We start from the raw sequence: 25,629 nt of genomic DNA on the forward strand, positions 1-25,629 counted from the left end.
TATAGTCTGAGGTTCAAGAGTGCGATCGCCTTACCCAATTACTTCCCCACAAACTGAGAATCACGTTCAGCCAAATATCCCCTCACCAATAGTCACGCCCAAGCGTGTCAGTGGTGGTTTCGCTTTGCTGGACAGTTTGCGTCGTCACGGCGTTGAGTATATTTTTGGCTATCCTGGCGGTGCGATTCTGCCAATTTACGATGACTTGTATAAAGTAGAAGCCACTGGTGCGATGAAGCACATTTTGGTTAGGCACGAACAAGGTGCATCCCACGCCGCTGATGGTTACGCCCGCGCTACTGGAAAGGTAGGGGTGTGCTTTGGTACATCAGGACCAGGAGCAACTAATTTGGTGACGGGCATCGCCAACGCCTACATGGACTCGATCCCGATGATTATTGTCACCGGGCAAGTATCACGGGCATCAATTGGTACAGATGCGTTCCAAGAAACGGATATCTACGGAATTACGCTACCAATTGTCAAGCATTCCTATGTAGTGCGCGACACCCAAGATATGGCGCGAATTGTTGCCGAAGCGTTCCACATCGCCAGTACTGGACGTCCGGGACCCGTTTTGATTGATGTGCCTAAAGATGTGGCATTAGAAGAATTTGATTATCTGCCTGTGGAACCGGGTTCAGTGAAGTTACCCGGATATCGTCCCACGGTGAAGGGAAATCCGCGACAGATAAATGCAGCAATTAACTTGATTCGTGAAAGTCGCCGTCCTTTATTGTATGTGGGTGGTGGGGCGATCGCTTCAAGTGCCCACGAAGAAATTAAACAACTCGCAGAATTATTTAATATCCCCGTCACTACCACGTTGATGGGTATCGGTGCTTTTGACGAACATCATCCCCTAGCTTTAGGAATGTTAGGGATGCATGGCACCGCTTACGCTAACTTTGCGGTGACTGATTGCGATTTACTAATTTGCGTTGGTGCAAGATTTGACGATCGCGTTACCGGCAAGTTAGATGAATTCGCATCCCGCGCAAAAGTAATTCACATCGACATCGATCCCGCAGAAGTTGGTAAAAATCGCGTTCCCGAAGTGCCGATTGTCGGTGATGTCCGGAATGTATTAATTGACTTGTTGCGTCGCTGCAAACAGACAGGTGTCACGGGGACACCCAACCAAACCCAAGAATGGCTGAATTTAGTTAACCGCTGGCGGGAAGAATATCCTTTAGTGGTGCCGCATTATGCTGATAGCATGTCACCCCAAGAAGTGATTGTGGAAATCGGCAGTCAAGCACCCCACGCATACTACACCACAGATGTGGGACAACATCAAATGTGGGCAGCACAATTCCTCAAAAATGGTCCCCGTCGCTGGATTTCTAGCGCTGGCTTGGGAACGATGGGTTTTGGCTTACCTGCGGCAATGGGTGTTAAAGTGGCATTCCCCAATGAAGAAGTTATTTGTATCAGCGGTGATGCTAGTTTCCAAATGTGCTTGCAAGAATTAGGGACATTATCACAGTATGGCATAAATGTCAAGACTGTGATTATGAATAATGGCTGGCAGGGAATGGTACGTCAATGGCAACAAGCCTTTTACGGCGAGCGTTACTCATGCTCAAATATGGAAGTAGGAATGCCAGACATTGAGTTGTTGGCAAAAGCTTACGGCATCAAGGGGATGGTGATTTATAACCGTGAAGAGTTGAAAGATGCGATCGCCGAAATGCTAGCACACAAAGGACCTGTAATCGTCGATGCCCGTGTCACCAAAGACGAAAACTGTTACCCAATGGTAGCCCCAGGCAAAAACAACGCGCAAATGATTGGTTTGCCAAAACAAGTCCCCAAAGCCGCAATAGAACCAATTTATTGCAGCCATTGCGGTGCGAAAAATGCTCCCAATCAGAACTTCTGTGGTGATTGCGGCACTAAATTGTAAAGCCGCAATGAACTAATCAGGACTGGGAGCAAAATATTTTTGTCATACTTAGCGAAACCAAGTGTAGCGATCGCACATGAAGGAGCCTCTCGTTCAAAATGCGTAAGTCCTATTAATATTTAAAGACGAGGGTGGGCATTGCTCACCCTACTTTATGTAGATTTTTCCCTATTGAGTGGTGATATTGAATCAAAGCTTCAGCTATAGAATATTTAAAAGGAATTGCTGTGGGAAATTCTGAGCCAAGATTAGTCAAGAAGATTCAGACAATGGAGAACGTCTACTACAGTCCCTATCATGGGGTGATGGGTATTTGGGATGGTCTTAAGGTCTATGGCAAAGATTTAAAATAATTAAATTAAATTAAATCAATTATGTGATTTACCTAAATGTTAAATTCATCCCCGAATGTAGAGAGAGTTCCTAGTACTATACGTGGCTATATGCCCGTACTAAATGGATATCGTGGCGTAGCTATTTTGTTAGTTTTTCTGATTCATTGTGTTTCCGAATTTGCAGGGAAACATGCTGAATCTGTGAACGCTTTTTACAGAGATTTAATGAACTCAACTTGGTTTGGAGTCGATGCTTTTTTTGTACTCTCTGGATTTTTGATTGCCGGAATCCTCCTTGATAGCCGCGAAAAACCGAATTTTTTCCAAAATTTCTATGCTAGACGAATCCTCAGAATTTTTCCCGTTTACTACGTTTTTTTGAGCCTTTTTTTAGGAGTAATACATCCACTTATTCGGAATTATGAATATGCAAATAATTTAGATAGTAACCAAATTTGGTATTGGTTTTACTTAGGAAACTGGAAATTGATCTTTGAGGGAGTCTTTTTTACTGGACCAATGGATCATCTTTGGAGTTTAGCTATTGAAGAACAGTTCTATATTATCTGTCCGGCGTTGATTTATTTTCTGCCTCGCAGACTGTTAAGCTGGTTTTTGGGAATAGTTATTTTGTCTGCACTCTTTTTTCGCAGTTCCTTATTGTTGACCCATCCCTTAACTCATACCCTTTCTTCTAGTATATACGTTAATACCCTCTGTCGTGTGGATGCCTTAGGGATAGGTTGTTTGACTGCTTTGTGGATGCGATCGCCTAAGATACTTCCTCGGCTACTATCAATTTCGCCAATACTCACAATTTTGAGTGGCATTAGTTTGGGCATTATAGTAATCACTCAAGGAGGACTTTCTTATGAGAATCCAGTGGTTCAATCAATCGGCTTTTCTGTAATAGCTATCTTCTTTAGTTCAGTGTTAATTTTGTCTGTAGCACAATCAAAAAATAGCCTCTTAGTCAGATTTTTAAGTTGGTCGCCGTTACAAGGATTGGGTACTATCAGTTACGGATTTTACGTTTATCATTTTCCCATTTTGTGGATGTTGTGTGACAGAATTTATGAATACGTTGGTCACTGTTTTATCCTGGGACATTTAGCTAGTTTTTTCTTTTGTGGAGTATTGACATTAGTTGTTTCATTATTGAGTTGGTATTGTTTAGAGCAGCCTATATTGAGGCTGAAGTCTTATTTTCCCTCAAAGCAGGAAGATAATTTGATTGCTGGTGTTGCTGATTAAAAAAGTGAGACCATGCAGAATCACAGAGTCCCAGAGTTTAAAAAGATTGCAGTTGCTCCAGCGTGGATTCCTGTAGAACGTCATGAAAGTGTTCTTCAGGAAAAAAAGGATGCTTACCAAGTCAGAATTCCCATGCAGAATTGGGGTACTCCACAGGATATTACTGAAGCAGTGCTTTACTTCGCAAGTCAAGAGTCCAGATTTGTTACGGGGCAGTATTTGTGTATTAACGGTGGCTTTACTCTGATGTTACCTAAGTTAGAGCGATCGCATAAGAACGAGCGCGTTTTTTAACGCAGACGAGCAAAGGAGGTAAACGCAGAGTTTTCGTGAGAAATTTTCGACATGAATTTATACAATATTGTACTAAGTTAGATTTATCTGGTTGAGCGATCGCACTCTTAATTAGAAATTGGTACATTTTGAAAAGCTGCTGTATCTGGTACAAAGATGTCCAAGTTATTCACAGCTTCGGGAACCCTTAACCAGACATACGCATCCGCTGAGGAATTTTCACGTACCTGAAACAAAGAAACGCTTCCCGTTGAGCGATCTAAGGCAACAGCTTTGTATGTTTCACTGGTATCAGGATTACGAGCTGTTGTACTCGCAATTGATATTATATCACTATCAGCAACTTCATCTGCGGCGACGCGACGTACCCGAAGACGCAGATTAACTACATCACGGTTTCCAGTTCCGGGATCTTTAATCCGTTTAAGTGAGAGTAACTCTACTTTTGCTTTATTACCAAAAGCCGGTTGGACAAATTGACCGGGGGTAAATGTTGAGGCTGTAGCGGTGGTTGTTGGTGTTGTTACCGGTGATGGTGCGATCGCTGTTGTGGGAGTTTCCAAAGTTGGGGCAGTTGATGGTATGGGGATAGGAGCGATATTAGTCGCTGTTTTGCTACTATTCAGTGTCTGCTGTAACGTGAAAACTTGATAAGCCGCATAGCCACTACACATTAAAGCCAAAGTAGAAAGTAATACAGCCACACCAGACAAGAATGTATTCACACTTTTACCCCTATTCCGTATTTCTGTATGTACAGGTTAGTTAACAAGAGCGATTTTATCATCTCATGAATTATTTTTAATTGACCGCTGCCTATTAAACATGTCAACATCCTTCATATACTAGACATCTGTTGAAAAATTTTGTAGAGACGTAGCACTGCTACGTCTGTTACGTGTATTCAACAAGAGCGATAGGATTGCTGTATCAGATTCTCTGTGAGGAAAGAAGTTTGATATCAGGGTGCTAAAATCTATCATTGGAATGAGGATTATCGGTGAAAATTAAGGCATTCAATAAAGCACTGGGTTGTTTGCTGCTATTTTTGACTACCCAGATAGGATTTAATTCTAGAGTTGCTCAAGCACAAATAAAAGTTGCACCGGCAACCAAAACCAAAAATATTTGCCCCAATCAATTAGCAGCAGCAGTGGATGAAGTGATAAATCGTCCTCAATACAGTCGGGTGCGTTGGGGTATTTTAGTGCAACCTTTATATAAAGGGCAAAATCTTTATAGTCGAGATGCTCAGAAATATTTTATTCCAGCTTCTAACGCGAAACTGCTGACAACGGCTGCCGCTTTACAGCAATTGGGGGCAAATTTTCGGATTCGCACTTCTGTTTATCAAGATGGTAATAATGTTGTGCGTGTTGTGGGTAGGGGAGATCCTAGCTTTAGCGATACTCAGCTTGTAGCATTGGCAAGACAGTTGAAAGCAAAGGGAATTACCCAAATTGAAAAGTTAATTGCTGATGATAGCTATTTTCAAGGGGATATTGTGTCCCCTAGCTGGGAATGGGAAGATGTTTATTCTGATTATGGCGCACCAGTTAACAGCTTGATTGTCAATCAAAATGTGTTTAGTATCAAGTTAATACCGCAAGTTGTGGGTAAACCTTTACAAGTTGCGTGGACTGATTTTAGCGAAGGAAGATTGTGGCAGATTATTAATCAATCGATGACAGTTGAGGAAAAACAACCAGCTTTTATCAATGTTACCCGCGAATTATCGGGAAATGTGTTGCGAATTCAAGGGCAATTAGCAGTGAAAGCCGATCCGCTTTTAGTTCAAGTGCCTGTGGTTGATCCGAATTATTACTTTTTGCGACGCTTTCGTATAGCTTTAGCTGGGGAAAAAATCCGCTTGCGAGAAACAGTGGTAGTATCTGGGGGTCTTAATCAACAGGAATTAGCTTTTGTCGAATCACCTTTGCTATCAGATTTGGTGATGGAGACAAATCAGAATAGTAACAATTTATATGCTGAGGCATTGTTGAGAGCGATCGCTTCTCTTCGAGACGCTGCGCGAACGCCAACGCCAAGGGCGATCGCACAACCCAAAAAGCCAGATCAAACTACCGTAAATACTGCTTTAGAAGTTCTTAAAACAACTTTAACTCAATTGGGAGTCAATCCCACAGGTTACGTTCTAGTAGATGGTTCCGGGTTATCGCGTCATGATTTAATTAGTCCAGAAGCTTTAGTGCAAGTTTTGCAAGCAATGGCAAAAACACCAGCAGCATCAGTTTATCGTGCATCTTTACCGATTGCCGGCAAAAGCGGGAGTTTGAAAACTCGCTTTCAAAATACGCCTGCTGAAGGTATTGTACAAGCAAAAACGGGTACGTTAACAGGTGTTGTTTCTTTATCTGGATATGTAAATAATTCTAAATATGAGCCTTTGGTTTTCAGTATTATTGTTAATCAAAGTGAAGAGAAAGCGAAAGCTTTGCGGGAAGGGGTTGATGAGATTGTTCTGTTGTTAACTCAACTACAACGCTGTTGATAAGTAATATCATGACAGGCAAAATACCCGCAATTAAAAAACCTCACCCCTACCCCTCTCCTTGACAAGGAGAGGGGATATAAAGCGTAGCTTTATGGGGGTGAGGTTTTTCGTAGTGAGCGGTTTACCGCTCATGGTAATTTAACGGCTAAAGCCGTTAGTACAAGGAAGACAATTGAAGGGGTGCGAACCAGAAGGAATAGTAGAAATTTGACATTTCTTTCGCTTGACAGATTGGTTTTCAATCAGGACATTGATATTCTGTATTCATCAAAAGAAACGAGACATTGAATTTAAAGGAATAAAACGATGAATATAGTTGCATGGATTGTTTTAGGTTTGTTGGCTGGTGCGATCGCTAAAGCTATTTATCCAGGTCATCAAGGTGGTGGTATTCTCGGTACAATGATATTAGGTATTATCGGCGCATTCGTTGGTGGTACATTGGCAACTTTTCTCAGTACAGGAACTCTACAATTGACAGCCACAAGTTTGAGCATTCCTGGGGTTGCTGTAGCTGTTCTCGGTGCAATCATTGCCGTGTTTCTGTGGAACTGGTTTAACCGTCGTACTGCATAAGAATTTATCATACTTCAAATCAAGTAACAATGATAATCTGGGTGTAAATGAATTGTTACTTGATGTTACGTGGAGGGTGGGTAAATTACTCCACCCTAATTTATTTCTTTAATAATCCGGAAAGCGATCGCAAACTATAATTAAACACTTTCCCCGTACTAAAAAGTTTATATCCAACAAATAATAAAGCTGATGAAGCGAGAATAGCAAGAAAATTCACTGATGCGAAGACATTGCCAGTAAAAATCATGACTGCTAGTCCCAATGCGATCAAAATCCATCCGAAATTACGTTTTATTCGCTGCTGGATTAAAACTACAACCCCGGCAATGCATAACAATACACCAGGAATCCGCACAAAAAGACCCACTTGAGTATTTGCTGTAAAAATTATAATTCCTGCAACCATTAATGCCAAGCCGACAAACTTGCTTGGACGATCTATTTGATAGGATTTACCATTTTCAGCATTTCCTTGTTGAATTGCTGTAGGATTTGCAGTGGAAAAAATATTTGCTCTGTGTTGTTTCTGTTGAAAAATAAATGTTACTTGGCTTGCCTGACCAAGGTCTATTTTATCTCCTAAACTAAGCTGATAACGAGTTTTAGGTATTAACCTTGTGTTGTTAATAAATGTTCCGTTAGTGCTTTCTAAATCTTCAATATAGTAACTATTTCCTTCAACATGAATCTCTGCATGAAGCCGAGAAACAGCATCAGCATTAGTTAAGCCAGAAACATCAATATCGACTGGAACTTGCTCATTTGGCTTACCAATACGAATTACAGAAAGATTCGCTGGTAACTCCAAAGACGTATTACTTTGAAGATGAAACAGTTCTAAACTCAATGTTGTGTTCAATATAAGATTTTGCATAATTTCTTTTTTAATAATCAATTTGTTAATAATTTTTAATATTCTATTACTCCCGTTTGAGCAAATCTTTGATATGAGGTCTGGTTATATATGTAGGACTTACGCAGAATCATGAAAAAACCAACCGCCAAGGAAGAAAAGTTTGAGAGAGTTTTTGCGTAAGTCCTAATATGATATCATGTCCGTTTAATTAACAGTAATAAAAACGTCGCAACCGTCGTAGAGAGGTTCCGGCGGAACGTCTTTACATCATAATTTTCCGGACATTATATGTAGAGACGCGAAATTTCTCTTACAAGACGCGAAATTTCGCGTCTCTACAAGGGTTGTGGGCAACGCATAATTCATTTTTACGCCGACCTGTACTAGTGTTAATAAGGGGGGACAAGATATAATCTATTATAATCTTATTCAGATTTTTGCAAAAGGTATTTTCCAAACCCCACCTCCTTAATATGTGCGTGGAGTATAAACCCAAACACCTCTAGGATGCGGCACTCTGCGCGTCTTACTTGAACCAACTAACACCAAAGTTCGCATATCTACCTCCTGGGGGGATAAATCAGCTAAAGTCCGCACTACAACTGATTCTCCCGCACGTCCAACATTCCGGGCAAGTACAACTATCGTTTCTGGGGAACGATACCGAAGCAAAATTTCCCGTGCAGATGCAAGTTGTGAAGTGCGTTGTTTAGATGCAGGGTTGTAGAAAGCGATCGCAAAATCAGCTTCAGCAGCGGCAATAATCCGACGTTCGATAATAGACCAAGGTTTGAGAATATCTGACAGAGAAATTACGCAGAAATCATGTCCGATAGGTGCGCCAATTCTCGCTGCGGCAGCTTGGATAGCGGAAATTCCAGGGGCAACATGAATTTTGATACTTTGCCATTTGGGTTGAAGGTTACAATCAAGCACCTCAAATACCGCTGCCGCCATTGCGTATATACCAGGGTCGCCAGATGAAACTACCGCAACTATTCGTCCTTCTGCGGCTAAATCCAAAGCCATCTCTGCGCGTGCGAGTTCCTCACGATTATCAAACTCATGTCGTCGCTGTCCTTCTCGCAACGTTCCCGCTAAATCCAGGTAAAAGCTATAACCTACTAAGTCTGTGGCTTCACTGATAATTTGCCTGACTTCGGGAGACATCCAATTTGCGGCACCTGGACCAGTACCCACAATAAATAACTGTCCCCTTGCCTTGCCAATTGCGTTAATATCAATTAATTCATCAGAAACAGCCACAGCAAGATTTATACCAGATTCTTGTTGCAGAAGTAATTTACCATTAGCACCGGTTGCAGTTAAAGCGATCGCAACGGCATTTTTCTCACTTTGACAATTGAACCAACGAACTGGTACATTTAAAGCATCAGCAATTTCCTCAATTACTGATTCTGCGGCTTCTTCCTCTAATGCACATACAGCCGCAACAGAGAAAATTGAAAGTCCAGCATCGGCATACATTTGCTGAATGCAAGATACCGCATCCTCTAAGCTGATTTTTGCAGCTTTACTAACTCCAATTGCCAGAGTTGCTGGATGATAAACCAAACAATCTGGTGTTAGTGGGACTTGATACTCTGTGATGCGAATAGTTAGTTGTCCGTTAGAGTCAAAAGGCAGTTTACTATTAATTAACCAAGGTGCAGTTCCTTCTAGTTTAACTGTTGCACCTGCAAGTAAATCAGAAATAAACTTCTTTGCATCATCTGGATTCGCTAAATGATATCCGGGAGGAGGAGTTAAGAGTGCTGTGTGAAAGCGGATATCTCCGGTTGTGGTAATTGCGGCTTTGACTTCAAGCATTGCGGCAATTTGTCGCGCTAAATCATTCACTCCCTGAAGTCCTCCCAACAAGGGAACAACAGCGCTACCATCTTCCGCCACAGCTAACACAGGTGGTTCTTGACGCTTATCAGATATAATTGGCGCAAGGGTGCGAATAAGAATTCCCGCTGCACAGATACCAATTATTGGGGTTCCCTTTGCAAATAATTCTCGCAGTGTAGCACCAAAGTTAGTGAAACTGACATCGACATTTGATGTACGTTCAGCTAAACCATAAATAGTAGCATTCAGCAAAACTGTTTTTATTTGAAGAGCTAAGATTACACTATTTTGACCGAGAACGATAATTGCACAAGCAGTCATGTTGATAATAATGCGGCAATGTCTATTGTGTCACATGTAGTAAGGACTTCGGGAACATCCCACTTTTGAACAAATATTTTACCCGACACCCTAGAAGAGTGCGGCTAGAATGCTAATGGGTTAATTGTCGTCGTTTTTTTTCTTTTCTGGAGATGTCTATTGATAATGCTAAGGGGTTTGAGCGCTGTGTGGTATACTACTTTTCAAACGAGTCAATCTGCCTTTACGGACGCGATCGCTCTCACGAACACCACCGACTATCTCATATTCGCTGCTGTTTCTGCCATACTTGAAAGCAACTCCCCTCACCAACTTGTCTGAATCCCCAGTCCGTTTATTTGCTTCTGGTAGCATTTGACCCAAATACCCACCGACACCAACTTTCGCTAAGTCCCCAAAGGTAGGGCGGAAGTTATGGTCAGCGATCGCCAATACCAGCGCCCCGATTACCAAAATAATTACAACCACAGACCGAACACTAATTTTTGACAGCATCTTAGTATTCATCATCTCGAATAATAAACCCAGATTCTTTATTCAAAAATCCGGTAAGCTGCTTAATCAGCCCGCTAAGTCGGTTGAATTTGTGTTCAAGTAGTTTGTCGGTGGCATTGTGCCTGTATTCCGAGAATAATTTTTTCTCTGCGTACTCAGTCAAATGTACTTCTAGCCTTTTTTCATTTAGGTATAATTTCTCAACAAAAATATCCCTGTGTAAATCAATTGCGGCTAACAAAGTAGTTTGTACATTGGTGATTCTGGTGTTGATTTGCGCTTCTATTTGCGCTAATCGATAGATACCACCAATCAATAAAAATGCCAAAGAAACAAGTGTAAAAAAATTGTTGACATCAACTTTCATGATTAATGCTTTTTGAAACTATAGACCAAAGAAAAAAGGCATATTAAATTCCGACCGCTTCTTTTATTGCCTGGATATCATCTTCAAGTGTTGTTGTATCCACACCTTCGTATTGATAGATAGAAATATTGGCGTTAATAAACCATTTGGGAACCTGGATAGAAACAAAATAATTAATGTTTAAATCGTCAAAAACTATTAAATTGAATTTCCCTAAAAACAATCCCTCGCGTTCTCCTGTGAAACTTGCCCCCAAGCCAGTTGTGAGGCTACGGCTCAAGTAACCTGCATACTTCCAAATCTTGCCTACAGGAATAGTGGTAGCGACAGACACGGCAATAATAGGTTTATCAAACACAGTTGGGACAATTATTTCAGTTATCTTTTCATAAATTGGTTTTCCTGCTGAATCATTCAAGTAAGTTACAGCAGGGAAAGAATCACTATATTGTAAAGCCCAATTACTTTCTATCCCTAACTGTAAATTCCTTGTCACTTATACCCCTCGGTACATTATTAATTCAATGTGATCGCAAAATTCGCCCACAATTTCATAAGGGTCTTTTACACCATATAATTGCAGCTTGTCGCAGTAGTCGGCTGTAGAGATTTGATTTTCCAGCCATTCTCTAGCCGCTTTGTTACATCCGATCATGCCAGCGAATTCTTCATCGCTGGCATCAACATCAATTTCTACAGCAAGTAAATCAATGTCATCATCAGGAACCCAAAGTAATCCCTCCCTTTGAGCTATCTTGCTGTACATGGATTAAATCCCTTCTGGAGTAAATTTGTAGGATTTTTTAACTGTGGCAGTGCTGCCATTTTTCCAAGCATTCGCACCGTTGGTTTTGGTTTTAATATCCGCAACTGCTGTATCAAAATCATCAGTCATCGTCTTCCCGCCAAAAGGCATTGATACGGTGTCGGTTGTCGGCTTTTGGTAAGTAGACCCAGTGATTCGTGATACCCTCTTCACAAAGGAGTCTTTGTTAGTAAAGCTGAGTTTTGCAAACTTGTATCTCGGATTTGTGAGCACTACGGGGGTGGTTCCAGCAGCAGTAGCAAAAAATTGCCCAGCTAATGCAGTCCGAAGCGCACTAGCTACATCCGCCCCAACCGCACTCCCTTGGGTTGCATCGAAAATCTTAAACGTTTCAATATATGTAACAATTGTGCCTGTGGCGTTAAAGGGGATAATGAAGCCCGTTGTCAGGACTGGTTTTGCTCTACCAGTAGCAATTCCGGGAATGGCATCGTACAAAGCTTGTTTTTGTTCTGGAGTCTTTGCTTGCCAAAGCTTGTAAGCATCGTATTTAGCTTTTTGGCTTTCATATCTCTGCAAGGCTCTAAAACCCATATTGAATCCTTTTTTTGTCTAAATGTTTTTACAACATAGGCTGGTTTTATCGGTTTTCTCTGTCCGGAAACCTAATAGGTTTCCAGCGAATTTCCCCACCAGATTTCACAGCCACTCTACTAGTGACTGGTTTCTAAAAGTGGTATCAACTAAAAATATTGGAGGAATCAAGCTACCCAACGAAATATAAGCATATCTAAATCGAAGTATTGCCACTGGTCTGTAGCGCATATTGTTACGCTGCTTTCCCAAGATAGTTGTCTTTCCAGCAGTGGCAGTGGTCGTACTAGCTTTATCCGGGTCGTTGAGGACAATATGGCTATCACCCTTATAAGCCACATCAATTGCGTTACACATTTTTGAATATATATTCACCGCGTCAGCCTTTGAATTGACTAGCAGATAATTTCCTTTTGCAAACCCATTATCAGGGTCTGTGTAAGATGCTGATTTATTTCCGGTAGTGTACGTAATTCCTTTTTTATTATCTAAAAATAGAGTTTTAATTTCAGTTGCAATTGCGGTCATGTCAGTCTTGGTAATAGCAGGTTTTACACCCCCACTAGCGCATGAAAAATTCATCAGCCTGCAACTTTTCTCGTGTTCAATTAATGGCTCGTCTGTTGGTTGTGCTGCCCCGTCTTGTGAAAAACATAAAAATAGCTGGGGGTGTCCAGCAACAGGGGGAGCCGTATCAAATTTGCTGCCGTAAACAACCGCAAGATTTTTACGGCTGTAGCCAATAAGGTTATGAAAAAGGTCGCTACGCATCCAGGATGCGTACATATTATCATTATCTAAAGCCCGACAAGCTAACTTTAAAGAAGGTCTAACACCAGATAAGTCACCATTGCCTTGTACGTCTTTAAAATATCTGTCAACCCGGCGATTATGCTCTTGATTCCAAGTTTTCTGGAGATGTTCAATATTGTTAAGGTCTTCCGGTAAGGTCATTAATTAATCCTCACCGTCAAATAAATCTGAAAAATCAAACGCTAAGGGTTGAGAATCAGCCTTTGATTTAGTTTCCTTGGCTTTTAACTCATCCGGTTCCGGTGTGGGGGTAGCTTTATTTTCTGGTTTATCATCTTCCTTGACAGCTTTAACAAATTCAGTAGAAGCTGTTGTAAATTCCGTCGTCGCATTGATGACATCCAACGGTGCTTGCGTCACCATCTGGACGGTTGATGCTCCTTGCTGCAATCCTTCTAGGAATCTTGTTACCCTATTAAATTTAGGTTGCGGATTCATCCAGCCATAAGCGCTCTCAAGAACAACCCCGCCCTTTTTTAGGGCGTTTCCTATCTTTCCAGTGTGAGCCGCTATTAATTCATTTGCTTGCAAAATCTGATAACTCCCTCTACGTTAAAAGTGTTTCCCTCGCTATCTTTTAATCCAACAAGAGTAAGAATATTAGTAAATGCCCCAATCAAAGTTGTTCCGATGTCTCGTGAAAGCATTAAATGATTCTGGATTGTTGCTGCAAAAATTAGCATATTTAAAAGTCTGTCTAGACGTGTCCAACTGGTAAAGTTGTTAAATGTATCAAGAAAAACATTTAAAAACTTTGATATCCCACCATTGGGGATTTGCGCTCCTAGCTTATTATCAATAACTCTAAGCAAGGCTAGTTGAGCTGCATTTGCCCCGGCGTTTAATTTATTAAGTAAACCGTCTATTTGATTGTTGGTATTTTGATTTACACCATTGCCTAAACCATCTAAAGCTTTGGCACTGCATCCCCCAGGCTGCAAAGTTCTGCAAGTGCCAGCAGCAGCAGCGCTAATCGTTTGATCTGCGCTTAATGGTGCAGGACGAGCCACTAGGGCAGGTATAAAAGCCGCGTTTTGGGCTGTCTTTCTTATTAGCTCTTTTGTTGCTTCATCCATTTCTAAATCCTTCCCTGGTTTCCCGTCTTTTCCATCCTTGCCATCTTTGCCCGGTTTGCCGTCTGTACCAGGGATGCCGTGATTACCGTCACGTCCCGGAATACCAGGAATAGTAACTATTTTGGTTACTCCATCTTTTCCTGGAATACCTTGAATTCCGTTAGTCCCGGCTTTACCCGGCACTCCATCCTTACCGGGTTTACCTTCAATTATTTTTGGTAACTGGTCGGCACGAGTTAGCGCCTTTGTGGCGGTATTGTATGCGTCCCCCACTCTGGCTTTAAGTGATTCAATCGCGCTGCTAATGCGTTCTGCTGTTAATTTGGCATCACTAGCAATACGCTTGGCATCATTAATTTCTCTATCAATTGTTTGCCTGCCTTGCCTAATTTCATACAATGCATCGTTCGCTTGTTTCTTGGCTTCAGCAATTTGAATATCTGTTTTGACCCGACCCTGGCGAACTTCATACAATGCATCGTTCGCTTGTTTCTTGGCTTCAGCAATTTGAATATCTGTTTTGACCCGACCCTGGCGAACTTCATACAGCGCGTCGTTCGCTTGTTTTTTCGCTTCAACAACAGATTCCCTGATTCCAGGAAGTTGCTTTTCTACGCCATAAATTCTATCTCTGGTTCGCTGATTCTCTAAATCAGCTTTTTTTATCTCAACGTTAATTTTATCAATTTTAAGTTTTTGGACATTCATCAATCCCAATACTTGGCTAATTGATTGAGACAATAGTTGTTGCCCCTCTTCAGCCATGTCAGCTCTCCAACTTTGAAGCTCATTTACAAGAAGAGAAACACCTATGGCGGCTACGGCGGCAAGTAGGGGTGCAAACTTTACTAAAAAAGCGCCAGACTTCGCGACAGTACTGCCAGCTTCAATCGCCTTCGCAGCTTGACTTGCACCCTTCGCTTTTGACAAAAACTTATCCCAAAGATTTTTACTTTCTTTGGCTAGTTTTTCAGCTTCTTTAACTTTACTCTTAGCTTCTCTTGCGGTGTCTTGAACCTTTTTAATATCCTCTGTGGTGAAATGTCCTTCTCTAAAGAAAGTAGCCGCTCTACTAAGCTTTTTAAATTCGGCTTCTGGTAGCTTAGTTGTCCCCTTGGGAAGTTTTATATTCCAATCTGCAAACTTGTATTTACTTGTTTTAACAACTTTGCCAACAACGTTTAAAGATTCTTGTAAGGACTTTGTGGCAGGACTAGAAGGTACACCCATTTTATTTAAATAAATTGAATAAATTAGTAAACATAGTTATCGAGCCAAATAGTTTATTTAAAATGCCATCGGCAGAATCCAACAAGTCACTAAAAAATCCCCCAATCTCTTTGATTTTGTTGGTAATTAATTTAATTTCTTCGTCTAGCTTGTTGATGTAGCGTTCAATATCATCAAGTCGTTTTTCTATCTTTGACAAATCAACATCTTTTGGCTTTTTATCTTTGTCGTCGCAACATTCTTTTTGCTTTCTATCTAAATCATTCAATCTATTCCCCAGTCCATCAATTTTATTACCTAGACTGGCTAAAGCTGCATCAATTTCGTTGCAATCAGCCATGACTTTACCTAATTTTATTAGCTAAATTATTTATTTTATTGGCGGTTTCCTTGCATGGAATGCAGCAATAACCAGGATATTTTAAATGTGAACACTTAATACTTCCCTCCGGACAATCGCCGCAAATCACTTCTACTTCTAAAGGACAATTGCCTTGGTCTTGAAAGATTACTAAATTATTGTAGAGAATTTGTAAGCTGCATTTTTCTTCCATTGGCACGGGACAATGAACAGTATTATCAATCGTTACTGTTTTGGATGGATCAATGTCGTAACAGTTTGCTCGACATTTGGCAAATTGAAGGTTAGCATTGGCGCAATCCGTAGGATTTAAAACGATATAATCTTTTTCCCCACAAGCAATAGAGGAAACCGTATCGTAAAAAGGAAAGCTAGGGTTATGAAAAATTTCATAATCTAACACAACGCCTGTAACGTATTGACCGACGTTAACGGGCCACACTCGAAGTCCAAAGCCTTGAGGACTGTAATTATCGCTAGCGGGTATTGGCACAGACTTTTGAAGTATTTCTATTGGCGAGAATTTAGATTTATATCTTTTTTCAGATTGACCAGCGAACTTATATTTAATTGTCGGTTTATCGCCAATTTCACAAACCATAATTAATAATCCATTGGTGAAACTATATCGCTGTATTGAATTTCGTAATCGACAACCGAGAGTAGATTGTAGAATTTAAGTTCAATCGTTTTTTCGACTGCTCCACTTTCTGTAAAGGCTCCCCAGTAAGCAGCTTCTGCCTCAATCCTTTTATTAGTCCCGACAGTATCAATTAAGCGGTTGGTAATGGCTACTAGCAAGCTTTCAGCAGTGTTATTTGAGGTAGGAGTTAGTCCGGTTAAATCGGTTTTTTTGAATACGACATAGTTTTGATTTTGAGTCGCATTAAATCCTAAATAAATTTGGCTCTTGCTTAAGAGGTTTTGAAAATTTGGGCTTTTAGTAGCAATTCCGCTAAGGTGTACTATTCCAGATTGAATATTAGGGGAATCAAAAATCATATTTTAATTACTAATCCTCCAGCTACAGGATTGATAATTAAAAAGTTTTGATCCATTGTATCCGTGGCTATTATGTTGTATCTAGAAGAGGCAAATACACAAGCACTACCTAAATCGTCAGAAGTTTTCCCGGATATTCCTCTAGTCGAGCTGCTCATAAAAATCAATCCTGTCATCACATCGCTGAGGTTTGACTGAGGGTTAGCAGTAGCCATCAAAGCATTGTTAATTAGCAAATTAGAAGTAACGTTGCTATACGGATTTAAGCCCGTAGATACGGCAACATTTAACGAATTAGTCACAAGAAGAAAAGCATAATTCCAGTTATTTAAATTCCACCAACTAGGTCTGGTCGAGGGCACAATTACACACAAGGGAATAAAAGTAGTATTTTGAGTAATAAATACAAATTTATATTCAGATCCACCAGCTAAAGCAACAAAGTTAACTGTATTAGAAGCAATTAAAGTAGAGGATGTATATTCCCCACTCCCATTTGTTCCAGTGTGAGTAGTTGAATTCCAAGCTTGATAAAGGGAAATAGATACCGAAAAAGCAGTGGTAACTCTTACCCGATAATAAGTAGTGCCGTAAGTCTTACTTGCATCAGTTACAAAAGCGTATACAGCAATCCGATCCGTCCCAGATGTGTAATCATCAATCGGATTGCTAAAACCCGCATCAAGCGTTGCAGCCTTGATTGCTGCAAATAAAGTCGCTTGAGTAAAGCTAGCACCTAAAGTTGAATCTTTGCGAATTGCAACCATTAGTAATTATCCGGGTCTATTGTGAAAGCAATATCCGCTGACTGGAGGTTGACCGTGAAAGTAGCCTCCCTGTAGTTGGCGTTGTTTCTGCTTACAAGTGATTGAAAAGTTCCTTCCTCAATTGTTACTTGGATATCTGGATTAGTCTCCTGGATCGTTGGATTTAAGTAAGCTTTTGCTTGTAGGAGAATCGCCACAATCAAAGATTCTGGATTGTTATTAGCATCTGGAGTTAACCCCACGGCTGCTAAATCCGTCTTACTGATAATTAAGTCTGTTGCGGTTTGGGAAGCATTAACCCCAAAAACTTGAACTAAGGTTGGTTCCGCCATAAAACTGATTTTCTTGAAGTGAATAAATCAGTTGTAATCAGCAATTAAAACAATGCCAATATTCCGGTTATATGTAAAACCAGAACATTTACGGATGCGCTACAACAATTGCTGGGATTAGATTAGAGCCTGCTTTCACTGACAGCAATTTACACGATTGTTCCGGTTTTATCAGTGTGAGGGGTAAAACCGGAACTCGCTTTCATTAAAAGAATGGCTAAAAATAATCGGCAGGGACAAGGATATATTTTGTCGAACTTAGAATATTCAAAAGTTCGCCAACATATCAAAAGTCAAAAATATAAATTACTTTTAGACTTAGCTTGGTACACCGGCGAAAGATGGGGGGCGCTGGTGCAATTAAAAATAAGTGATTGCTATTTTGAGGGAAAGCCAAAGGCTTATATCAACTTTGCTGCTGAAACTCGCAAAGCAACCCCCGACGGCAAGCACCAGGCGCGACAAGTCCCCACACATCAAACACTTAGTGAGGTTTTAAGCGCTTATAAACCAGAGACTGAATCGATTTATCTGTTCCCCGATCGCACTGGGGACAAGCCTATAACCCTCAGGTGGGCTGATAAGATTTTACGCACTGCGGTTGAGAAAGCCGGCTTTGCAGCTTTGGGCATTAGCACTCACAGTACCAGGAGGAGTTTTATCACGCATCTGCACGGTAATGGGATTGACCTGTTCACCATCAAACAAATTACCGGACACAAGGATTTTAAAACTTTGGAGAGATATGTACAAATTTCAAGCGATCGCGTAAAAGGAGCAATAGCAACATTATGAAAATTGGAATCGACTGTGGGCACAATTGCCCGCCGGACACTGGCGCGGTGGGAATAAAGTCAGAAGACCAGCTAACTTTAGCTGTGGGGAAAGTTGTTATAGCTGGGTTACGAGCATTGGGACATGAGGTCGTCAGTTGCAACCCCACTTCAGCCAGCACTGTTAGTCATTCGTTGAGGCAGCGATGCGCGATCGCAAACAACGCCGCAGTTGATGTTTACGCCAGCATCCACTTCAACGCTTTTAATCGTCAGGCTCACGGGTGCGAGGTATTTACCGGAAGCAATCAAGGTAGAAAACTCGCACAAAGCGTACTGTCTAAAATCTGCTCACTAGGATTTTATGATCGCGGCGTTAAGGATGGTGGTCATTTGTATGTGCTAAAAAACACAAACATGATGGCTATTCTTATTGAATGTTGCTTTCTGGATTCACCAACGGATATGGATTTATTTAATGTTGGTGATATGGCGAAAGCGATTGTAGAAGGCTTAACCGGGCAATCCGTCAGGACTCCCGACGCTGACAAATGGCAAGAGTTTATCAAGGTGCTTAAAAACACAAGCATTCAGTATTCACAATTGAAGGTAGCGCAGTTAGCTCAAGCGATTGTGGAGTCAGGACGTGGAAAATCAGAGTTGTTCTTAACACATAACAACCCTTACGGGCTTAAGTGGCGTAGTGAAATGAGCGCGATCGCGCAAAGCACCTCATATCAAGCACACGATGGGCTTGATAGTTACTGCAAGTTTGAAAGCCTAGAGGATGCTGTGAAGGGTTACTGGCTATTTATCGGCAGGCAGCCATACCGGGGATGGGAGAAATATTCGTCCAGTCCAAGGGAGTATTTGAGATTTATTGTTGATGCCGGCTACTGCCCAGACAACGGCTATGTCAACAAAGTTGTTTCTGTGTTACCAGAAGCACAAAAACTATTATCGTAAATTCAATAAAAACATGATTTCAAATGAATTGATGGAGTCTTTAACGCGCATAAATAATCTCATCTTGCTTGGAGAAGTGAGGCACCCCGCACGCTTTGCGCTGCTACTGGAAGAATTAGCCGGTGATGCGTGGAATGAGGCTAGAAGATTGGGACAAGCAACCTGGGACGAGGCGGAAAATTTGCAACCGTCAATAAGGATAGATCCGTAAGTTATATTGATAACTCAAAATTTAAATTACTTAGAGGCGACTGACGTAACACAGTCGCTCTTTTTTTGACACTAGTACTGTAGATGCTGTACTATGCCTTGTAACAGGCATTGCAGGAGAAAGTCATAAAAATTAACGGTATAAATAACACTACTTGGACACCAGCATGGAACCACGGCAAGACTCAAATTATCCGAGTGCCAATCGCACTAGTTGACCGAATTCTTGATTACGCTAGGGCACTTGATACTCACGAAAAATCCTCCGATGCCAAGACGGAGGATTTTATAGTACTGAGTGCAATCGATAGATATATAAAGTGGAGACGACGCTCCTACTATCACGCCAATAAATACGCTAAAGAACCAAACGTAAATAGCCGCGCTTGGGATGAACTAAGAAAGTTTAGGGCAATGGTGGAGAGGGGGGACATGGGGACAGACTTTGAAGTCTCGGATTAACTGTTTAATCTCCTGGGGTGATTGACCGTCAAGTATGGCATCCTCAACCGCCTGCTTTTTCTTCATTGCTTTTTTTGAAGCCACCGCCCCAATGTAAATGCGGCTTATCTTGCGTCCTTCCATCCAGCAGTAACGGTAGTACCAATACTTCTGACCGACTCTTTCAACCCAATATTTCTCTACCCAATGAGTAGTTTTGTCAACGGTATCTCGGTCGTATAGTTTCCCATCGTGTTGGGGGGCAACTTTTTGGGTATCAGTGATGACTTGCCCCCCAACACTTTTGTACGGAGACTCATCAACAGAAATTTGCCCCCCAACACTGTTTGTTATTTCATCCCAATAAGGATCGTAAATTGCCTTGATTTCAGGCTGAATGAGAATCTCAAACAGCTGTAATTGCTTTGGTTGATGCATAATTTATAATTCGAGGAAATTGTTCGTAGTCGCTTGCAGGCGGCTATTTTTTTATCCGCAAGTACTTAATAGTTCCCAAGCGGCTTAGTCATCGTCATGTTTTTTCCCATACATATATTCGTCTCCCATACGTAGCCAGTCTTCGGGTGGGATTGCCTCTATCTCAGCTTTGCGCTGCTGAATTTCTCGCTCGTCATTGGGATTACGCTCTTTTCGTCCGTCGCGATACTCAACATTGGGCATCGTCATTTTGTTGGCTAAAGACCGTATGTCTATAGATTGACGCTCGACGGTTAGCCGCCAAACTGTGCGTTCGTGCATATCAAGTTGCTGGCAGATTGCCAACGTAAAGCGCATATCAAGGTTGTCAGTCGGTAAATTCAGCCAGCGCAAGCCTTTTTTACAGTCAGAGAACTGACAAACAGGCAAGCGATCGCGGTCGTAGTTGTAATCAGGAACCACTAACCGAGCTAAGTGAGGCTGCACTTTCCCTGTGTCTTGGCAACAAAAGCACTTCCAGGATGGCTGCCAGATTTCTTTTTCTTCTTGCTCGGTTTCAGGGCGGATTGGCTGAGGCGGTAGTTCGGGGAAGTTCATGATTTCGCCTCCCAGATAATATTTGAAGCCGAAGCCCACACAAAAAATGCCTTTCGCTGTTCATCGAAACCGTTTTCAACAATGAATGCACCAAAGCCTATCGTTCGGATTTTGTTAAGCCATTCTTCTTTTTGTGGGTGATTCTCCCATTTGTTACTAGCTTGATTTGTGATGACTCCTGATTGTTTCTGCCAAATATCAAATAGTTCGGTGAAGTGCTTTTTAATCCACGACAAAGTTAAGCCTGGTGGTTTTGGAAGTTCGGATGCTTTTTTCTTACCAAACTCTATAAAAGACTCTCTCTCTTGTTCATTGGAGAGAGAGTTGTTTAAAAGTTGATCTAAAGATTGATCTAAATCTGGGGAATCGCCGCAATCGCTTTGTGTAGCGGGTTTTGGCGGTTCGTAGTCCGGGATTCCGGACTGGCAGTCCAGGATTTCGGACTGGCAGTCCGGGATTTCGGACTGGCAGTCCGGGATTTCGGACTGGCAGTCCGGGATTCTGGAATCAGGCTCTGTGTATGACTCTGAAGGCACACTGATATCATTGTCAGCTTGTGGAGTAATTATGGATACAACAGCGCCTTTTATAGCTTTCCAGACAATAGTACCTTCTTTCTTTAAACAGTTAATTGCGTGGTAAAATGAAGACTTGCTAACAGGTAATATCTGCTTGATGTAATCAAAATCTATTTTTATTTCCCAACCGGGTTTACCTTTGATAAGTATGTAAAAATGAATTAAGCCCTTGATTGTAATATCACCCGCGTGATATTTTTCAATAGCATCTTGCAGAGTCATTCTGTAATGTTGTTCCATTTTTTTGATTTGGTTATTGTTTAGTTTTTAGCCCTATGCATTGTCAGTGCTGGGGCTTTTTAGTTATTGGGCATTGGGCATTGGGACGCGATCGCACTCCTCACGGCATCGCACCCATTAAAAAGCCGTCCCTGCCTCATGAGGCGGGACGGCTTTATTCGATTTGTTCTACTTCTACAAGCTTTTCAGGAATTTGCTTTAACTCTTCAAGCCTTTGTTTTAGTAGTTCGGCTTGTTGTTCGTGGTATTCGGATTGTTGTTGGTGATATGCCAGCTGTTTCTCTGTCTCGTTAACTAGCTGGCGGACAAGTTTCCCACCGACTCCATCAGATGCCCGTTCTCCTGCGACAAAGTTATTTGATTCATTGCTATCTTCTCTACTAACTCCGACCTCGTAAGATTCATACTTAAAGCGAGGTTCTGAAACAGTTCCCAGGCTTCCGACTCCAAATGTAAACTTACTGTTTTCGGATTCTTCCTGGGATTGGGGCGACCGGTCTTTGCCATTTACTTGTTCCATTCTCAACTCCTCAATTATCGCATATGTACAAATGTCGTTATTGCCTTCATTTGTACATGTGTGTATTATAAGAGAAGATTACATTTGTGCAAGTGGAACTCTCGCCACCAACCGCAACCAAGCAGAGACGGCAGCCTGCTAGCCAAGTAGTGCAAGTAAAAGACCTGCCAGCAGTTGAAAGTGAGAGTGCAACCAGTCACATAACCGTCACATAAAAAGAGGAATGAACAACGCCGAACTACTGCGAACCCTTAACCGCAATGACTTATTGTCCGTCGTCGAATTACTGTCCGCTGCCTTGAAATTTCCCGATGAGGATTTTGAAGAACTTGAAGGCTATACAGGCTACCTGCCTGAGGAAGTATTTGAACGCCTGAAAGTGCTGACTGAATATGAGCGCTTAAAACTCATGCAGAAGATAATCAACACCTTAGTTCACGAGGCTGAACAGTCCACTGTCCGGTACTTTCAGACACCTTGGAGCCGACTGTAAGCAATAAAAAGCAAATGCAACAGCTATATACCACACCTGAAGCATCCAAAGAAACCGGCATCCCAGATGGGACAATTCGCAGCTGGTTAACGCGCTACCCCGGTCTTTTTCAAGTCGGTATTCACATTGTCATTGAAGAAACAGGACGCAAAATGTGGACTGTTGCGGGGTTGGATTTGTTGCGATCGCGCAAAACTGCGGGAGAAACTGCAACCCCTGGCGCTGCAAATTTTGAGGCGGAAGATTTGCTTGAAGCGCTGCTAGAGAACGATTCGCAGCAATTAGCTATTGCGTATTATCAAATGCTGCCACTCCGGACGTTGCAGCGTATCAAGCAAATGCGTTGCAATCCCACACCTGAAGATAGAGAAATTGTTGCCAATAGCGTGAGAAGTGCCCTTAACGCTGGCACATCTCACTTACTATTGCCCACCTACCAACCGCTGTTATTAGAGGGAGAAGGTGAATAAGCATCAGTCCAAGTCAAAAAAAATCATACCATTCACTGGGGAGTTTTACCCCGAATCGGAAGCACAAACCACAACCCCAACACCAAGTCCGGTTGCGGGTGCAACGTTCATTTTTATTGCGGCTGCCTTAGTTAGTGGGTTAGCGCTCGGTGCCATTAGCACCTACCAAAGCGCTGATCAACAGCAACTACGTCAACTGCAATCTGACCACCAACAACTACAACAAGTTAAAAGCAAAGTCTGTAAGGAATAAATTATGGGAATGCTCGCACGCATCACCGGAAGGGGCAAAACTTCCGGCAACACGAACGATTCTTCGTCTCTAAGCAGTGGCGGTCACGCCATAGATAAAAATCGGGTGCTATCCCCCACAGATCCAACCGTCATTAACCCGATGAACGCGGGTAGTTGGGAAACTGTGAGAACAGCACCAGTCAATGATACACCACGCTACTTTAACAAAACTGAAGCTGATTCTCTCAAGCGACTCGCAACCCAAAAAGCCCAAGAAGCCAAGCAAGCTAAACGCGCTTACAAGTCCCTCAAGAAGCTGGAGGCTAGCGACGCGGAAGTACACACCGCCCACCGTGGCTATATTAGGGGCGTTGCCGAAAGCGAATTAACCAAAAAACGCTCTGATGTCAAAACTGCGCGTGCTTTACACGCACAGCGCCCAGAATACGCCCGGTTGGGTATTGGTTTAGACCGTGCTGACAATTCAGCACAGCGCCGAATTGAAGAGTTAAAAGCCAAAGTTAAGGATAAATACTAATGGCGAAAGCGGTACACCTGGGAGCCTGGTTTCTCACCGGCTGTATCGCTTCTAGCTTTATTGCTTGGCTAGGGGCGCTGCATCCTGCTTTGTTTCGGGTGATGTGGGTTGTATATATTGTTGCAGCAGTGGCGCTAGTCTTGGCATTGTTTACCGATGATGCGGTACGCCCCTTTTTCAAACTATCCGAACCAGATTACTACGCGCTGTTGATTGGAATTCTTGGTGCTTTGGTTTTAGGGGGTGTGTTGTCATGGCTTCTAGGTGGTTAAAAACCAATTGTTTGTTAGCCAGTGCGATCGCCTTTTGGTTGGCTGCACTATCCCCGCTGCCAAAAATCGGTAAGGGCATTTCTTACAGTTTGGCGATCGTTGCCGTAGTCCAACTTGTCCAAGAATCGCGCCGACTGATGATTAGCGATGCTAGGCGCGGTGCATTGCAAGCAATGAACCAAGAACTAGAGCAAGTAGAAATAGCGCTGCACACCCAACAACAAGAGCAAGCGCTGTACGAAATTTATGGCGCACCGACTTACACGCCGGAAGTCAAGGACGAATTAACTAAATCCCTAGAACACTTGTACACAGAGGGTAGCGCAGAACAGACAACTTCCACTTCCACTTCCACTTCCCAAAAAATGGTGTATTTAGCGGTGAAAGCTCTACTAGAAAGTGGTTGCAACGAGACTTACATTATTGAGAAAGTTCTCAAAAAGGGAGGGCGCAACTGGGAGGAGGGGCACAGGATGCTACAAGAACTATTGCAACTTGGCAAGCAGAACGAATGGTAATTTTGCGCGATCGCACTCTGTATGTGCAAAGTGCGATCGCGTTTTGACAAACTCAGACAGGAGTAATCTTATCACCACTATGCCCATTAAAAGCATCACTTACAAGCGAATCAAAAACCTCGGTAACTACCAATCTAAAACCCTCGAAGCTACATCTATCGTCAACGAAAATGACGATCCGGATGAAGAGTTAAAAACGCTAATCGCTCTTGTGGATAACGAGCTTTTTCCGCCACTGCTTGCGACTTCCGACACCGAACATCCAAACGAGCCGGATTTTTAAAATATGAAACTAGAAGGGGAGAACATCGTTATGGACAAAGAGGAATTTTTAACTAATTCCTTACTTTCTGGCATTGCCTGTCAGTTACTGGCACAAATGACCAACAGAGAATTAAGCGATTGGATGGAATATTTGTCTGACAAGGCAGACGAACAATTTAAGCAAATGACACCCAAACAGCGCGAAGAAATGATTAACGCTTACGCAAAAATGAGCGAATAGTTATGAATAGTAATGAAAATTCTTTGCCGATTAAAACTGCAATACTCTTAGATCCGTCTTGGGATTTTTATCTTGTTTGGCATTCTTGTAATTATTGCAAAGCGTTAATCGATGAC

Annotated in this window: 37 protein-coding genes; 17 read left to right on the top strand and 20 right to left on the bottom strand. The window is 42.0% G+C overall.

Annotated elements, in window-relative coordinates; all coding sequences use genetic code 11:
* Positions 1-19: 19 nt before the first annotated feature.
* From ilvB to TOL9009_RS0126100, 3 genes are all read left to right on the top strand, one after another.
* Entirely contained in the window at positions 20-1,909 is a 1,890-nt protein-coding gene (ilvB, locus tag TOL9009_RS0126090) for a biosynthetic-type acetolactate synthase large subunit (protein ID WP_029635953.1), read from the top strand.
* Positions 1,910-2,298: 389 nt separating this feature from the next.
* The gene (locus TOL9009_RS0126095) at positions 2,299-3,498 is read left to right on the top strand and encodes an acyltransferase family protein (protein ID WP_084763304.1); all 1,200 of its coding nucleotides are present in this window, start codon (positions 2,299-2,301) and stop codon (positions 3,496-3,498) included.
* Positions 3,499-3,510: 12 nt separating this feature from the next.
* Complete coding sequence (locus TOL9009_RS0126100) at positions 3,511-3,792, top strand: SDR family oxidoreductase (RefSeq protein ID WP_029635956.1); 282 nt, start codon at positions 3,511-3,513, stop codon at positions 3,790-3,792.
* A gap of 107 nt (positions 3,793-3,899) precedes the next feature.
* On the opposite strand, the gene TOL9009_RS0126105 is transcribed toward TOL9009_RS0126100, so the two are convergent.
* Positions 3,900-4,517: a hypothetical protein gene (locus TOL9009_RS0126105; RefSeq protein WP_029635958.1), complete on the bottom strand. Its 618-nt coding sequence runs from the start codon at positions 4,515-4,517 to the stop codon at positions 3,900-3,902.
* 275 nt (positions 4,518-4,792) lie between these two features.
* Here TOL9009_RS0126105 and dacB point away from each other — a divergent pair, with 275 nt between their 5' ends.
* Positions 4,793-6,304 carry a D-alanyl-D-alanine carboxypeptidase/D-alanyl-D-alanine endopeptidase gene (dacB, locus tag TOL9009_RS0126110; RefSeq protein ID WP_260675944.1) on the top strand — a complete coding sequence of 504 codons (1,512 nt, stop codon included), beginning with the start codon at positions 4,793-4,795 and terminating at the stop codon, positions 6,302-6,304.
* A gap of 309 nt (positions 6,305-6,613) precedes the next feature.
* A complete protein-coding gene (locus tag TOL9009_RS0126115) occupies positions 6,614-6,883 on the top strand; it encodes a GlsB/YeaQ/YmgE family stress response membrane protein (RefSeq protein WP_029635962.1) in 270 nt (89 codons plus the stop codon).
* A 100-nt stretch (positions 6,884-6,983) separates the two neighbouring features.
* Here the strand turns inward: TOL9009_RS0126115 and TOL9009_RS0126120 are convergent, their stop codons facing one another.
* The 15 genes from TOL9009_RS0126120 to TOL9009_RS0126190 all read right to left on the bottom strand — a co-directional run bounded on the left by TOL9009_RS0126120 (position 6,984) and on the right by TOL9009_RS0126190 (position 17,720).
* Complete coding sequence (locus TOL9009_RS0126120; protein ID WP_029635964.1) at positions 6,984-7,760, bottom strand: FHA domain-containing protein; 777 nt, start codon at positions 7,758-7,760, stop codon at positions 6,984-6,986.
* 450 nt (positions 7,761-8,210) lie between these two features.
* Positions 8,211-9,917 carry a precorrin-3B C(17)-methyltransferase gene (cobJ, locus tag TOL9009_RS0126125; protein WP_038296594.1) on the bottom strand — a complete coding sequence of 569 codons (1,707 nt, stop codon included), beginning with the start codon at positions 9,915-9,917 and terminating at the stop codon, positions 8,211-8,213.
* 168 nt (positions 9,918-10,085) lie between these two features.
* Positions 10,086-10,427, bottom strand: a complete 342-nt coding sequence (locus TOL9009_RS40515) for a hypothetical protein (RefSeq protein ID WP_144238343.1) — start codon at positions 10,425-10,427, stop codon at positions 10,086-10,088.
* Positions 10,414-10,779, bottom strand: a complete 366-nt coding sequence (locus TOL9009_RS0126135) for a hypothetical protein (RefSeq protein WP_029635967.1) — start codon at positions 10,777-10,779, stop codon at positions 10,414-10,416. The genes TOL9009_RS40515 and TOL9009_RS0126135 overlap by 14 nt, the downstream gene beginning before the upstream one ends.
* A 43-nt stretch (positions 10,780-10,822) precedes the next feature.
* Positions 10,823-11,275: a hypothetical protein gene (locus TOL9009_RS0126140; protein ID WP_029635969.1), complete on the bottom strand. Its 453-nt coding sequence runs from the start codon at positions 11,273-11,275 to the stop codon at positions 10,823-10,825.
* Positions 11,276-11,545 carry a hypothetical protein gene (locus tag TOL9009_RS0126145; RefSeq protein WP_029635972.1) on the bottom strand — a complete coding sequence of 90 codons (270 nt, stop codon included), beginning with the start codon at positions 11,543-11,545 and terminating at the stop codon, positions 11,276-11,278.
* A gap of 3 nt (positions 11,546-11,548) precedes the next feature.
* The gene (locus TOL9009_RS0126150) at positions 11,549-12,139 is read right to left on the bottom strand and encodes a hypothetical protein (RefSeq protein ID WP_029635974.1); all 591 of its coding nucleotides are present in this window, start codon (positions 12,137-12,139) and stop codon (positions 11,549-11,551) included.
* A gap of 105 nt (positions 12,140-12,244) precedes the next feature.
* On the bottom strand, positions 12,245-13,093 hold the full coding sequence (locus TOL9009_RS0126155) for a hypothetical protein (protein WP_029635976.1): 849 nt from the start codon (positions 13,091-13,093) through the stop codon (positions 12,245-12,247).
* 3 nt (positions 13,094-13,096) lie between these two features.
* The gene (locus TOL9009_RS0126160) at positions 13,097-13,483 is read right to left on the bottom strand and encodes a hypothetical protein (RefSeq protein WP_029635977.1); all 387 of its coding nucleotides are present in this window, start codon (positions 13,481-13,483) and stop codon (positions 13,097-13,099) included.
* A complete protein-coding gene (locus tag TOL9009_RS0126165) occupies positions 13,465-15,258 on the bottom strand; it encodes a collagen-like protein (protein WP_029635979.1) in 1,794 nt (597 codons plus the stop codon). The genes TOL9009_RS0126160 and TOL9009_RS0126165 overlap by 19 nt, the downstream gene beginning before the upstream one ends.
* Before the next feature lies 1 nt (position 15,259).
* The gene (locus tag TOL9009_RS0126170) at positions 15,260-15,598 is read right to left on the bottom strand and encodes a hypothetical protein (RefSeq protein WP_029635981.1); all 339 of its coding nucleotides are present in this window, start codon (positions 15,596-15,598) and stop codon (positions 15,260-15,262) included.
* A 4-nt stretch (positions 15,599-15,602) separates the two neighbouring features.
* Entirely contained in the window at positions 15,603-16,220 is a 618-nt protein-coding gene (locus TOL9009_RS0126175; protein ID WP_029635983.1) for a hypothetical protein, read from the bottom strand.
* Between the two features lie 2 nt (positions 16,221-16,222).
* Positions 16,223-16,621 (bottom strand): hypothetical protein, encoded by a 399-nt coding sequence (locus TOL9009_RS0126180; RefSeq protein WP_029635985.1) that lies wholly within the window; start codon positions 16,619-16,621, stop codon positions 16,223-16,225.
* Positions 16,618-17,388 (bottom strand): hypothetical protein, encoded by a 771-nt coding sequence (locus TOL9009_RS0126185; protein WP_029635987.1) that lies wholly within the window; start codon positions 17,386-17,388, stop codon positions 16,618-16,620. The genes TOL9009_RS0126180 and TOL9009_RS0126185 overlap by 4 nt, the downstream gene beginning before the upstream one ends.
* Positions 17,388-17,720 carry a hypothetical protein gene (locus TOL9009_RS0126190; protein ID WP_029635989.1) on the bottom strand — a complete coding sequence of 111 codons (333 nt, stop codon included), beginning with the start codon at positions 17,718-17,720 and terminating at the stop codon, positions 17,388-17,390. Before TOL9009_RS0126190 ends, TOL9009_RS0126185 begins: the two co-directional genes overlap by 1 nt.
* Before the next feature lie 213 nt (positions 17,721-17,933).
* On the opposite strand from TOL9009_RS0126190, the gene TOL9009_RS0126195 reads away from it, so the two are divergent.
* The 3 genes from TOL9009_RS0126195 to TOL9009_RS0126205 are packed head-to-tail and all read left to right on the top strand — an operon-like array spanning position 17,934 to position 19,670.
* Positions 17,934-18,515, top strand: coding sequence for a tyrosine-type recombinase/integrase (locus TOL9009_RS0126195; RefSeq protein ID WP_038296599.1), 582 nt, complete (start codon positions 17,934-17,936; stop codon positions 18,513-18,515).
* Positions 18,512-19,459 (top strand): N-acetylmuramoyl-L-alanine amidase, encoded by a 948-nt coding sequence (locus tag TOL9009_RS47775; RefSeq protein ID WP_063628705.1) that lies wholly within the window; start codon positions 18,512-18,514, stop codon positions 19,457-19,459. Before TOL9009_RS0126195 ends, TOL9009_RS47775 begins: the two co-directional genes overlap by 4 nt.
* Positions 19,460-19,472: 13 nt before the next feature.
* Positions 19,473-19,670 (top strand): hypothetical protein, encoded by a 198-nt coding sequence (locus TOL9009_RS0126205; RefSeq protein WP_029635991.1) that lies wholly within the window; start codon positions 19,473-19,475, stop codon positions 19,668-19,670.
* A gap of 395 nt (positions 19,671-20,065) precedes the next feature.
* On the opposite strand, the gene TOL9009_RS0126210 is transcribed toward TOL9009_RS0126205, so the two are convergent.
* From TOL9009_RS0126210 to TOL9009_RS0126225, 4 genes are all read right to left on the bottom strand, one after another.
* The gene (locus tag TOL9009_RS0126210) at positions 20,066-20,548 is read right to left on the bottom strand and encodes a hypothetical protein (protein ID WP_029635993.1); all 483 of its coding nucleotides are present in this window, start codon (positions 20,546-20,548) and stop codon (positions 20,066-20,068) included.
* An 84-nt stretch (positions 20,549-20,632) separates the two neighbouring features.
* Entirely contained in the window at positions 20,633-21,145 is a 513-nt protein-coding gene (locus tag TOL9009_RS0126215) for a hypothetical protein (RefSeq protein ID WP_029635995.1), read from the bottom strand.
* On the bottom strand, positions 21,142-21,963 hold the full coding sequence (locus TOL9009_RS47780) for a hypothetical protein (protein ID WP_029635997.1): 822 nt from the start codon (positions 21,961-21,963) through the stop codon (positions 21,142-21,144). The genes TOL9009_RS0126215 and TOL9009_RS47780 overlap by 4 nt, the downstream gene beginning before the upstream one ends.
* 154 nt (positions 21,964-22,117) lie before the next feature.
* The gene (locus TOL9009_RS0126225) at positions 22,118-22,483 is read right to left on the bottom strand and encodes a hypothetical protein (RefSeq protein ID WP_029635998.1); all 366 of its coding nucleotides are present in this window, start codon (positions 22,481-22,483) and stop codon (positions 22,118-22,120) included.
* Positions 22,484-22,569: 86 nt separating this feature from the next.
* On the opposite strand from TOL9009_RS0126225, the gene TOL9009_RS49690 reads away from it, so the two are divergent.
* The 9 genes from TOL9009_RS49690 to TOL9009_RS0126265 are packed head-to-tail and all read left to right on the top strand — an operon-like array spanning position 22,570 to position 25,513.
* Positions 22,570-22,698: a hypothetical protein gene (locus tag TOL9009_RS49690; protein WP_260675945.1), complete on the top strand. Its 129-nt coding sequence runs from the start codon at positions 22,570-22,572 to the stop codon at positions 22,696-22,698.
* An 8-nt stretch (positions 22,699-22,706) separates the two neighbouring features.
* Positions 22,707-22,976, top strand: a complete 270-nt coding sequence (locus TOL9009_RS0126230) for a hypothetical protein (RefSeq protein WP_029636000.1) — start codon at positions 22,707-22,709, stop codon at positions 22,974-22,976.
* Positions 22,977-22,990: 14 nt separating this feature from the next.
* A complete protein-coding gene (locus TOL9009_RS0126235) occupies positions 22,991-23,446 on the top strand; it encodes a MerR family transcriptional regulator (RefSeq protein WP_029636002.1) in 456 nt (151 codons plus the stop codon).
* Complete coding sequence (locus TOL9009_RS0126240; RefSeq protein ID WP_029636004.1) at positions 23,439-23,699, top strand: hypothetical protein; 261 nt, start codon at positions 23,439-23,441, stop codon at positions 23,697-23,699. Before TOL9009_RS0126235 ends, TOL9009_RS0126240 begins: the two co-directional genes overlap by 8 nt.
* Before the next feature lie 3 nt (positions 23,700-23,702).
* Positions 23,703-24,218: a hypothetical protein gene (locus TOL9009_RS0126245; protein ID WP_029636006.1), complete on the top strand. Its 516-nt coding sequence runs from the start codon at positions 23,703-23,705 to the stop codon at positions 24,216-24,218.
* Positions 24,218-24,490: a hypothetical protein gene (locus TOL9009_RS0126250; protein ID WP_029636008.1), complete on the top strand. Its 273-nt coding sequence runs from the start codon at positions 24,218-24,220 to the stop codon at positions 24,488-24,490. The genes TOL9009_RS0126245 and TOL9009_RS0126250 overlap by 1 nt, the downstream gene beginning before the upstream one ends.
* The gene (locus TOL9009_RS0126255; RefSeq protein ID WP_029636010.1) at positions 24,472-25,008 is read left to right on the top strand and encodes a hypothetical protein; all 537 of its coding nucleotides are present in this window, start codon (positions 24,472-24,474) and stop codon (positions 25,006-25,008) included. The genes TOL9009_RS0126250 and TOL9009_RS0126255 overlap by 19 nt, the downstream gene beginning before the upstream one ends.
* Positions 24,986-25,291: a hypothetical protein gene (locus TOL9009_RS0126260; protein ID WP_144238344.1), complete on the top strand. Its 306-nt coding sequence runs from the start codon at positions 24,986-24,988 to the stop codon at positions 25,289-25,291. Before TOL9009_RS0126255 ends, TOL9009_RS0126260 begins: the two co-directional genes overlap by 23 nt.
* 3 nt (positions 25,292-25,294) lie before the next feature.
* The gene (locus TOL9009_RS0126265; RefSeq protein WP_144238345.1) at positions 25,295-25,513 is read left to right on the top strand and encodes a hypothetical protein; all 219 of its coding nucleotides are present in this window, start codon (positions 25,295-25,297) and stop codon (positions 25,511-25,513) included.
* Positions 25,514-25,629: the final 116 nt, after the last annotated feature.

The sequence above is a fragment of the [Scytonema hofmanni] UTEX 2349 genome, assembly GCF_000582685.1.
GTDB lineage: Bacteria > Cyanobacteriota > Cyanobacteriia > Cyanobacteriales > Nostocaceae > Hassallia > Hassallia hofmanni.

Coding starts and splice junctions, on each gene's coding strand:
- TOL9009_RS0126255 (WP_029636010.1), top strand. CDS start 24,472: ATGGCTTCTAGGTGGTTAAAAACCAATTGTTTGTTAGCCAGTGCGATC.
- TOL9009_RS0126230 (WP_029636000.1), top strand. CDS start 22,707: ATGAACAACGCCGAACTACTGCGAACCCTTAACCGCAATGACTTATTG.
- TOL9009_RS0126145 (WP_029635972.1), bottom strand. CDS start 11,545: ATGTACAGCAAGATAGCTCAAAGGGAGGGATTACTTTGGGTTCCTGAT.
- TOL9009_RS0126205 (WP_029635991.1), top strand. CDS start 19,473: ATGATTTCAAATGAATTGATGGAGTCTTTAACGCGCATAAATAATCTC.
- TOL9009_RS0126150 (WP_029635974.1), bottom strand. CDS start 12,139: ATGGGTTTTAGAGCCTTGCAGAGATATGAAAGCCAAAAAGCTAAATAC.
- TOL9009_RS0126095 (WP_084763304.1), top strand. CDS start 2,299: ATGTTAAATTCATCCCCGAATGTAGAGAGAGTTCCTAGTACTATACGT.
- TOL9009_RS0126225 (WP_029635998.1), bottom strand. CDS start 22,483: ATGGAACAAGTAAATGGCAAAGACCGGTCGCCCCAATCCCAGGAAGAA.
- TOL9009_RS0126100 (WP_029635956.1), top strand. CDS start 3,511: ATGCAGAATCACAGAGTCCCAGAGTTTAAAAAGATTGCAGTTGCTCCA.
- TOL9009_RS47780 (WP_029635997.1), bottom strand. CDS start 21,963: ATGGAACAACATTACAGAATGACTCTGCAAGATGCTATTGAAAAATAT.
- cobJ (WP_038296594.1), bottom strand. CDS start 9,917: ATGACTGCTTGTGCAATTATCGTTCTCGGTCAAAATAGTGTAATCTTA.
- TOL9009_RS0126190 (WP_029635989.1), bottom strand. CDS start 17,720: ATGGCGGAACCAACCTTAGTTCAAGTTTTTGGGGTTAATGCTTCCCAA.
- TOL9009_RS0126195 (WP_038296599.1), top strand. CDS start 17,934: ATGGCTAAAAATAATCGGCAGGGACAAGGATATATTTTGTCGAACTTA.
- TOL9009_RS0126180 (WP_029635985.1), bottom strand. CDS start 16,621: ATGATTTTTGATTCCCCTAATATTCAATCTGGAATAGTACACCTTAGC.
- TOL9009_RS0126235 (WP_029636002.1), top strand. CDS start 22,991: ATGCAACAGCTATATACCACACCTGAAGCATCCAAAGAAACCGGCATC.
- TOL9009_RS0126210 (WP_029635993.1), bottom strand. CDS start 20,548: ATGCATCAACCAAAGCAATTACAGCTGTTTGAGATTCTCATTCAGCCT.
- TOL9009_RS47775 (WP_063628705.1), top strand. CDS start 18,512: ATGAAAATTGGAATCGACTGTGGGCACAATTGCCCGCCGGACACTGGC.
- TOL9009_RS0126175 (WP_029635983.1), bottom strand. CDS start 16,220: ATGGTTTGTGAAATTGGCGATAAACCGACAATTAAATATAAGTTCGCT.
- TOL9009_RS0126155 (WP_029635976.1), bottom strand. CDS start 13,093: ATGACCTTACCGGAAGACCTTAACAATATTGAACATCTCCAGAAAACT.
- TOL9009_RS0126250 (WP_029636008.1), top strand. CDS start 24,218: ATGGCGAAAGCGGTACACCTGGGAGCCTGGTTTCTCACCGGCTGTATC.
- TOL9009_RS0126120 (WP_029635964.1), bottom strand. CDS start 7,760: ATGCAAAATCTTATATTGAACACAACATTGAGTTTAGAACTGTTTCAT.
- TOL9009_RS0126215 (WP_029635995.1), bottom strand. CDS start 21,145: ATGAACTTCCCCGAACTACCGCCTCAGCCAATCCGCCCTGAAACCGAG.
- TOL9009_RS0126185 (WP_029635987.1), bottom strand. CDS start 17,388: ATGGTTGCAATTCGCAAAGATTCAACTTTAGGTGCTAGCTTTACTCAA.
- TOL9009_RS0126265 (WP_144238345.1), top strand. CDS start 25,295: ATGAAACTAGAAGGGGAGAACATCGTTATGGACAAAGAGGAATTTTTA.
- TOL9009_RS0126170 (WP_029635981.1), bottom strand. CDS start 15,598: ATGGCTGATTGCAACGAAATTGATGCAGCTTTAGCCAGTCTAGGTAAT.
- TOL9009_RS0126165 (WP_029635979.1), bottom strand. CDS start 15,258: ATGGGTGTACCTTCTAGTCCTGCCACAAAGTCCTTACAAGAATCTTTA.
- TOL9009_RS0126115 (WP_029635962.1), top strand. CDS start 6,614: ATGAATATAGTTGCATGGATTGTTTTAGGTTTGTTGGCTGGTGCGATC.
- TOL9009_RS0126245 (WP_029636006.1), top strand. CDS start 23,703: ATGGGAATGCTCGCACGCATCACCGGAAGGGGCAAAACTTCCGGCAAC.
- TOL9009_RS0126135 (WP_029635967.1), bottom strand. CDS start 10,779: ATGAAAGTTGATGTCAACAATTTTTTTACACTTGTTTCTTTGGCATTT.
- TOL9009_RS40515 (WP_144238343.1), bottom strand. CDS start 10,427: ATGATGAATACTAAGATGCTGTCAAAAATTAGTGTTCGGTCTGTGGTT.